This is a genomic window from Aeromonas sp. QDB14, from assembly GCF_027707845.1.
In the GTDB taxonomy this organism is placed as follows: Bacteria; Pseudomonadota; Gammaproteobacteria; order Enterobacterales; family Aeromonadaceae; genus Aeromonas; species Aeromonas caviae.
On the sequence record NZ_JAPCJD010000120.1, the window covers coordinates 1 to 7,478 of the forward strand.

Consider the following 7,478-nt stretch of genomic DNA (forward strand, 5'->3'; position numbering starts at 1 on the left):
AGGGTACCACCAATCAGCAGTTGGCCACCTCTCGCCATTCATCCATGAGTGTCGCACTTATTATCTGAATTCCCGTGGAAATGAAAAAGGCCCTGAGCGGTTAGCTCAGGGCCTGATGTTCTGGATGAACATGGTTTTAATATGTGTTTCAAAATGTGACGTAAGCGGTTGTGTATTATATAGATTTATCGCACCATGCCATGGTTAATCATATATATATCAAGGATGATGAGGGAGGATATGGATGCTAGATTTAAATGAGCATAAGAAAATTGTGGTTCTGATTGATGCGGATAACGCGCAATACTCGAAGATAAAGTTCATTCTCAACGAGATATCAACTCATGGGCATATTATCACAAAGCGGGCCTATGGTGATTGGTCTAGTGAACATCTTAAAAACTGGAAAACGACTCTAAACGAATTAGCAATCCAACCAATACAACAGTTCGCATATACAACTGGAAAAAATTCAACTGATGCATCGCTGATAATAGATGCAATGGACTTGCTATATACAAACCGCTACGATGCGTTTGTTATAATCTCCTCGGACAGTGATTTCACCAAGCTAGCCTCTCGCTTGAGAGAAGCAGAAATGTATGTTTTTGGTGTTGGAGAAAACAAAACCCCGATAGCCTTTAGAAATTCATGTGACAACTTCATTCTTACTGAGAACCTTGGTGACACGACCATTTCATCACCATCAAATGATGCAGTCCTAAAATTAGCTGGTGTTATTCCGCAAGAAATAATAGACATTTTATTTTCTGGCTGGCAACAGTTTAAAGATGATGAATTAACTTCAGGTCTCGTGGAGTTTGAAAATAATGACAGCGATTGGGCTAACATTGCTAGCGTAGGAAATCTTTTGAAAAGAATAAAGCCTGACTATGACTCCCGAACTTATGGGGTGACAAAATTACCGGAACTAATAGAAAAAACAGGTCTATTTGATCTTGCAAAATTTAAAGGCAAAGGTCGAGTTAACATTATCGCTTACCGGCCAAAAAATCCTAAAAAACGAGTATGAATGGCATGGTACTGATCGCGGCTACTTGTTTACTAAAAACGCGGCAGATAAAGCAGTACCATCTTGTCATTTTATCGATCGCATAACATTATCAGGATAGGTTGCAATGAACGATGAATTATTAAGTGAAGATATTGGGAAAAATGTCGTAGAGTATTTATTAGCATTTCAACCGGAAGAAACCACCGTATCGAATTTCTTTTCTACGAGTGGTGCTGGTTACTTTGAAAACCCAACAAGTGACCTAATGGCGCTATTTATGGGTAAGGATAACTATACGAAACCCTGGTTGTTAACGTCACTCCTTAAGACTCTTGGGCATGATATAGATTGCATTGATTTATCATCTGCAATGATTTTTCGAGAGGCGACCACAAGCCAAAAAACTCGATTGGATATCTTCATCAAACATGACGACTTCATAATCGGTATAGAAAACAAAGTATTTGCTGACACGTACAATCCATTCTCTGATTACAATGATTTTTTAAACATACAAGTTGACAATAATCAAACCGTTTATCGCTGTATATTAAAGCCCGACTCAAACCCTGCAGCAGACATCGAAGGCTGGGAAACTATTACCTACTCTAAGCTGGTGCAGTCTGCTCTGGAAAATTTTGGCCTTGATATGCTAAAGGATGAATTTAGCAAATGGACTGTGTTCTACCGTGAGTTTTTAGAGCACTTGTTATCATTAAGTGGATTGGTTGAGGATGTGGTTATGAAGGAGAAAGACATTAAGTTCGTTGAGGATAACTTTCATGCGTTAGTGAAGGTCGAAGAGACCCTCGCCCTATTTAAACAACAAACTATAAATGATGTGAAATCTGTCTTAAGTAAGGCCATATCAGATAGCAACATTGTCATTTCCACTAACAACTGGGAAGATAATTATAAAGCAATCCATTTAACCCCCTCAAAATGGGGAGATAGCGGGGTGAGCTTTGTATATTATCCATCTAGTGTCGGGGATGGTTTATCCTATTATATAAACGCTTGGATATCTAAAAAAGACTACCCCGTGGCCGATGAACTATATGTTTTAATTAAGCAGGATAAATACTATCCAGAACTGGAGGGCATGATGAATTCTGATAGCGAAGTGAAAATCACCAAAAATACATTGGAAATAAATTACATGGCTTGTCACAAGGATAAATCGAGGGTTCTCACCGCACTCGAAACTCTCGCTGCATGGATGAGCAAAATTTTACAGAAGTGATTTTCATTGACCTCCTTTTAACGTGCTAAAATCCTGCGCCGCCTGATGAATCCGATCAAGTGCTTTGTGTTTGGCTTAAACTCAAGCCATCAAGCGGCGTCTTAATCTTCTCGATTTTCATATAGACCGGATATGCCCCAGAGCAGCGGCCAACATATCCGGTCAGCCATACTGAGGTCGCTTTTCCATTCATCTTGCCCGCACACCTCCACTCACCTTTCCGGCCTTGTTCCGGTCCAACCATAGCCAACGTAACCCGTCACAAAGACCGGAGCTGCCGACCGGAGAACGGGCCCTGACAACCTCCTGCTATTGCGCCATCTTCGTGGTGTCTGAGCCGCTAGCATAGCTTCGCCGCGCCGACCGGATATGGACCGGAGTCGGTTATGACTTCAATACGACGGGCAGAGATGGCCGAAAAGATGGCTTAGCCAGAGGCAAAGCGTGCAGAGTGACGAGATGGCTGATGCGCGGTGATGCTGAATCCGAGAACCGCAGATAAAGAAAAAGCCCAGCATTGCTGCTGGGCTTTTGAATTGGCTCCTCCTGCTGGGCTCGAACCAGCGACCTGCGGATTAACAGTCCGTCGCTCTACCGACTGAGCTAAGGAGGAATTATTCGTGGTGCCCAGAGACGGAATCGAACCGCCGACACGGGGATTTTCAATCCCCTGCTCTACCGACTGAGCTATCTGGGCAAATGGTGCCGGCTACCGGAATCGAACTGGTGACCTACTGATTACAAGTCAGTTGCTCTACCTACTGAGCTAAGCCGGCACACTTCAAACCATTGTGCATGAACACGTTTTTATTTCATGGCACCAAAATATGGTGCCCAGAGACGGAATCGAACCGCCGACACGGGGATTTTCAATCCCCTGCTCTACCGACTGAGCTATCTGGGCGTGGGCGCTATTAAACGGATTTTAGGGCAGGTGGTCAACGGGAAATTTCACTTTTCGTCTCGTTCGTCTCTTTTTTGCGCAGCATCATCCATTTTCATCACTTCTGCTGGCGGGACCGCTCCCCGGCGCCCCCAGAGGCGGGACTCCTCCCCCTTGAGCAGGCGGGTAATATTCTCGTGATGACGGATCAGGATGAGACAGGAGAGCAGGGAGACCGGCAACGTGTATTCCGGTTTGAGCAGATAGGTAAAGAGCGGGGTCAGCAACACGGTCACGATGGACGCCAGTGACGAATAGCCGCTCACCAGCAGCACCAGCAGCCAGGTGGTGATGACGGCGCCCCCCATGGCAAACCCAATGGGCAACATGGTGCCGAGGGCGGTGGCGACGCCCTTGCCACCACGGAAGTGGAAGAAGAGGGGGTACATGTGGCCCAGACAGGCGGCCACCCCGATAAAGCCGAGGTAGACGGGCTTGATCTGCAGATACCAGGCGAGGTAGACGGGGGCCATCCCCTTGAGCACGTCGAGAAGCAGTACGATCAGCGCCGCCATCCGGCCGCCGAGGCGCAACACATTGGTCGCCCCCGGGTTGTGGGAACCATGGTCACGGGGATCCGGCAGACCCGTGATGCGGGAAACCAGCACGGCACTGGACAGCGAGCCGCCCAGATAGGCCAGAATAATCATCAAAATCGTCAGGGCCGTCATCTTGGTCGTTTTTACCACGATATGAATGGGGTATGATGCGGGCCACATTCCCAGGCCCGGGCTTGCCCGAAAGCGTGTCGCCCAAACCGGCCGCCAGCGGCAATCTGCTTGCCGGGCCTGCATCCCTGCGCTGTTTTCACAGCCCATCAAGAGTAAAGAAGAAGTACTGTCATGGACAAGGTGTTTATTCGCGGACTCGAGGTTTTGACCACCATAGGGGTATATGAATGGGAGAAGGGCATTCGCCAGAAGCTCTGTTTCGACCTCGAGATGGGGTTTGACAATCGCCCAGCCGCCGCAACCGACGATATCAATCTGGCGCTGGATTACGCCACCCTCTCTCGCAAGATCTGTGATCACGCCCAGGGCAAGATAGTGGAGCTGGTCGAGACCATGGCCGAGCAGGTCGCTGCCCTGGTGCTGGAAGACGAGCGGGTACAGTGGGTCAAGGTGACCCTGACCAAACCGGGTGCCGTGCCCAATGCGGCAGGCGTCGGGGTCGAGATCCTGCGCCATCGCACGCCGGCTGCGAGCGCCAACTGATGACCCGCATCTATATCAGTCTGGGATCCAACATCGAACGGGAACGCCATATCCGCGCCGGCCTCGATGCCCTGCACGCCGAATTCGGCGAGTTGCAGGTCTCCCGGGTATTCGAGAGCGAGGCAGTGGGCTTCAACGGCCGCCCCTTCTACAACCTGGTGGTGGGTGCCGATACCGAGCTGCCCCTGGCGACCCTGTGCCAGCGGCTACGCGCCATGGAGTTCGCTCACGGCCGCGAGCCGGATGCCAAGAAGTTCGCCCCGCGCACCCTGGATCTCGATCTGCTGCTCTACGGCGAGCTGGTCTGCGAGACGCCGCTGGTGCTGCCGCGCGGCGAGATCCTCACCAACGCCTTCGTGCTCTGGCCGCTGGCGGAGCTGGCTCCCACATTCCGCCACCCCATCGATGGTCGCACCATCGGTGAGCTGTGGGCAGGTTACGACAAAGCCTCCCAGCGCCTTGACCCCATTCCCTTCCACTGGAAAGCGGGCGAATTGCAGCATCACTGAACAACAAGGGCACCCTCGGGTGCCCTTGTTGATGACTCCGCTGATGATGGATAAGAAACGGTGATTGGGCCTGCGCCGGTGCAAGTGGCAGGATGACCGCCATCACAGGAGAACCCCATGCCACTCGATGCCATTCACGACTTCAACCGTCAGTTGCTCACCGACCTGCCCCACCAGCGCTTCGAGCACGAACCCATCCTCGATTACGCCACCGACGAGCGGGTCAAGGCTCGCCTCGGCTGGCAGGCCGAGTTCAGCAAGACCCTTTTCCTCAAATTCAAGGATGGTCGCTTCGCCCTGCTGCTGACCCACAGAGACGGCCGGCTCGACAGCAAGGCGGTCAAGGCGGCGCTCGGTGCCAAACCCTCCATCTGCACCGCTGACGAGATGCAGACCGAGATTGGCTGCCTGCCGGGAGCCGTCTGCCCCTTCCTGCCCCGCGCCGACATCCCCCTGCTGGTGGATCCCGTGCTCATGAATCACCATGCCTTTACCTGGACGCCGGGCCACCCCGAGCAGACTTTCCTGCTGGAGACCACCCACCTGGCCGGACTGCTGGCCCGATTACCCTGCGACGTGAGCTACCTGCCCGCCCCCTGAGCCTGGGACTCAGCGCTTTTCCCGCGCCAGCTGGGCGAAGATCAGCGCCGCCAGCATGGACATCAGGCCGATGCACAGATAGGTGAGGTGGAACCCCTCCAGCCAGCGGCCACTCTCCTCGGGCTGGCCGATGGAGAAGAGTCCCAGCAGGCTGGCGGCGATGGCCACCCCCAGGCTCATGGAGAGCTGCATCACCACCGACAGCAGACCGTTGCCACTGCTGGCGTGCTCGCTGCTGAGATCCTGCAGGGTCAGGGTGTTCATGGCGGAAAATTGCAGGGAGTTGATGGCGCCAAAGACCGCCAGCCACACCAGCAGTACGCCGTGGGGCACCTGGTTGTCGATGAAATAGAAGCTCGCGATCATGGCCCCGAGCGCCAGGGTGTTGCCGATCAGGATGCGGCGATAACCGATGCGCGGAATGAGCTTGTTCACCAGCGTCTTGGTCAGCATGGCGCCGATCACCGTGGGGATCATGGTCATCCCCGCCTTGCTCGGGGAGAAGCCGAGCCCCAGTTGCAGGAAGAGCGGGGTGAGAAACGGCATGGCGCCGCTGCCGAGGCGGGCAAACAGATTGCCCCAGATACCGATGGCGAAGGTGGACGTCTTGAACAGCGCCAGACTGAACAGGGGCTGCTCCGCCGTGGCGGCATAGAGCCAGTAGCTCGCCATGGCGGCCAGACCGAACAATACCGCAAACAGGGCCCAGCCGGTTGAGATGCTGTGCTCCCCCAGGCCTTGCAGACCGACGGATACCAGCACCATGCCGACACTGAACAGCACAAACCCCTGCCAGTCAAACCTGGCGGTGTGCTGGCGAAGGTCGGGCATGAAGTGCCAGCTCGCCACGAAGCCGAGCAGGCCCACCGGCAGGTTGATGAGGAAGACCCAGTGCCAGCTCGCCACCTCCACCAGCCAGCCCCCCAGAGCCGGGCCGATGAGGGGGCCGAGCAGACCGGGGATGGTGACGAACGACATCACCCTCAGCAGCTCATGCTTGCTGTAGACCCGCAGCACCGCCAGACGCCCGATGGGCATCAGCAAGGCCCCCCCGACCCCTTGCAACACCCGGGCGATCACCAGCATGGGCAGGGTGTTGGCGATGGCACAGGCCAGGGAACCCAGGGTAAACAGCAGGATGGCGACCAGATAGACCCGGCGGGTGCCGAATCTGTCCGCCAGCCAGCCGGAGGCGGGAATGAGCAGGGCCACCGTCAGCATGTAGGCGATGATGACGGACTGCATCTGCAGCGGACTCTCGCCCAGGGCCTCGGCCATGCTGGGCAGGGCAGTGTTGAGGATGGTGCCATCCAGGGTCTGCATGAAAAAACCGACCGCTGTCAGCCAGGGCAGCCATTTGCGCTGGGCGGGCGTCACCATCGGGGAGCTGTCAGGCATGGTTCTGTCTCTCCTCATCACATAAGAATCTATGGTCACCCCTTTTTTGCAACCTTGATTTCGGGTGTTGTGGTTGGCTTGCTTAAATCTATCCGGCGTCTTGATGGAGAATGTTCTCCGCGCCACGATGAGAATCGCGCCTGACTGTCCTAAAAAGACCCTCGGCCTAGAAAGCCTATTCTTTTGCCAGGTTATCAGTCAGGCCGGTATGCCGTTCACGTCATCCAATATCACAGTCGCAAAACCAGGTGGGTGTGTCAGTACAAAAGTAAATAGGGGCGCGTCAGGTTGGCATTGCCCGAAATTCGGTATGCCGTGCCGCCAGCGCCCAAGCCGTGCGGGCCAACTTGTTGGCTAGTGCACAAGCCACAACATTCGAATGTCGCCGAGTCAACATAGACCTGACCCAATCAGCCAATCGTCCCGTTTGCCGCTCTAGCCGTTGCATATAGGCTCGTGCATATTGCACCAACAATCGTCTAAGATTTTTGTCGCCACGCTTGCTGATACCCTTCAGGTTTGCCCGGCCCCCAGTACTGTACTGGCGTGGCACCAA

Annotated in this window: 8 protein-coding genes and 4 tRNA genes; 5 read left to right on the forward strand and 7 right to left on the reverse strand. The window is 53.7% G+C overall.

Features of this window, described 5'->3' with window-relative positions; translation table 11 throughout:
- The first annotated feature begins 244 nt into the window (after positions 1 to 244).
- Positions 245 to 1,033, forward strand: coding sequence for an NYN domain-containing protein (locus PG887_RS21245; RefSeq protein ID WP_270822852.1), 789 nt, complete (start codon positions 245 to 247; stop codon positions 1,031 to 1,033).
- A gap of 106 nt (positions 1,034 to 1,139) precedes the next feature.
- On the forward strand, positions 1,140 to 2,258 hold the full coding sequence (locus tag PG887_RS21250) for a PD-(D/E)XK nuclease family protein (protein WP_270822853.1): 1,119 nt from the start codon (positions 1,140 to 1,142) through the stop codon (positions 2,256 to 2,258).
- A 537-nt stretch (positions 2,259 to 2,795) separates the two neighbouring features.
- On the opposite strand, the gene PG887_RS21255 is transcribed toward PG887_RS21250, so the two are convergent.
- The 5 genes from PG887_RS21255 to plsY form a co-directional block, all read right to left on the reverse strand.
- Positions 2,796 to 2,871 (reverse strand) — tRNA-Asn (locus tag PG887_RS21255).
- 8 nt (positions 2,872 to 2,879) lie between these two features.
- Positions 2,880 to 2,955: transfer RNA gene (locus PG887_RS21260), tRNA-Phe, on the reverse strand.
- A gap of 3 nt (positions 2,956 to 2,958) precedes the next feature.
- Positions 2,959 to 3,034, reverse strand: a tRNA-Thr gene (locus PG887_RS21265).
- 52 nt (positions 3,035 to 3,086) lie between these two features.
- Positions 3,087 to 3,162 (reverse strand) — tRNA-Phe (locus tag PG887_RS21270).
- A 47-nt stretch (positions 3,163 to 3,209) separates the two neighbouring features.
- Positions 3,210 to 3,872, reverse strand: a complete 663-nt coding sequence (gene plsY, locus PG887_RS21275; protein WP_029314836.1) for a glycerol-3-phosphate 1-O-acyltransferase PlsY — start codon at positions 3,870 to 3,872, stop codon at positions 3,210 to 3,212.
- Between the two features lie 171 nt (positions 3,873 to 4,043).
- Between plsY and folB the strand changes: the two genes are divergently transcribed.
- The 3 genes from folB to PG887_RS21290 all read left to right on the forward strand — a co-directional run bounded on the left by folB (position 4,044) and on the right by PG887_RS21290 (position 5,524).
- Complete coding sequence (gene folB / locus PG887_RS21280; RefSeq protein ID WP_010675798.1) at positions 4,044 to 4,415, forward strand: dihydroneopterin aldolase; 372 nt, start codon at positions 4,044 to 4,046, stop codon at positions 4,413 to 4,415.
- Positions 4,415 to 4,924 carry a 2-amino-4-hydroxy-6-hydroxymethyldihydropteridine diphosphokinase gene (gene folK, locus PG887_RS21285; RefSeq protein ID WP_041211771.1) on the forward strand — a complete coding sequence of 170 codons (510 nt, stop codon included), beginning with the start codon at positions 4,415 to 4,417 and terminating at the stop codon, positions 4,922 to 4,924. Before folB ends, folK begins: the two co-directional genes overlap by 1 nt.
- Before the next feature lie 117 nt (positions 4,925 to 5,041).
- Entirely contained in the window at positions 5,042 to 5,524 is a 483-nt protein-coding gene (locus PG887_RS21290; protein WP_042864868.1) for a YbaK/EbsC family protein, read from the forward strand.
- 9 nt (positions 5,525 to 5,533) lie between these two features.
- Here PG887_RS21290 and mdtD read toward each other — a convergent pair whose 3' ends face one another.
- Together mdtD and PG887_RS21300 are read right to left on the reverse strand one after the other, a co-directional pair.
- Positions 5,534 to 6,922 (reverse strand): multidrug transporter subunit MdtD, encoded by a 1,389-nt coding sequence (mdtD, locus tag PG887_RS21295; RefSeq protein ID WP_010675801.1) that lies wholly within the window; start codon positions 6,920 to 6,922, stop codon positions 5,534 to 5,536.
- Between the two features lie 283 nt (positions 6,923 to 7,205).
- A partial coding sequence (locus PG887_RS21300; protein ID WP_270822854.1) for a transposase occupies positions 7,206 to 7,478 on the reverse strand: 273 nt, incomplete at its 5' end.

Coding starts and splice junctions, on each gene's coding strand:
- PG887_RS21245 (WP_270822852.1), top strand. CDS start 245: ATGCTAGATTTAAATGAGCATAAGAAAATTGTGGTTCTGATTGATGCG.
- PG887_RS21250 (WP_270822853.1), top strand. CDS start 1,140: ATGAACGATGAATTATTAAGTGAAGATATTGGGAAAAATGTCGTAGAG.
- plsY (WP_029314836.1), bottom strand. CDS start 3,872: ATGACGGCCCTGACGATTTTGATGATTATTCTGGCCTATCTGGGCGGC.
- folB (WP_010675798.1), top strand. CDS start 4,044: ATGGACAAGGTGTTTATTCGCGGACTCGAGGTTTTGACCACCATAGGG.
- folK (WP_041211771.1), top strand. CDS start 4,415: ATGACCCGCATCTATATCAGTCTGGGATCCAACATCGAACGGGAACGC.
- PG887_RS21290 (WP_042864868.1), top strand. CDS start 5,042: ATGCCACTCGATGCCATTCACGACTTCAACCGTCAGTTGCTCACCGAC.
- mdtD (WP_010675801.1), bottom strand. CDS start 6,922: ATGCCTGACAGCTCCCCGATGGTGACGCCCGCCCAGCGCAAATGGCTG.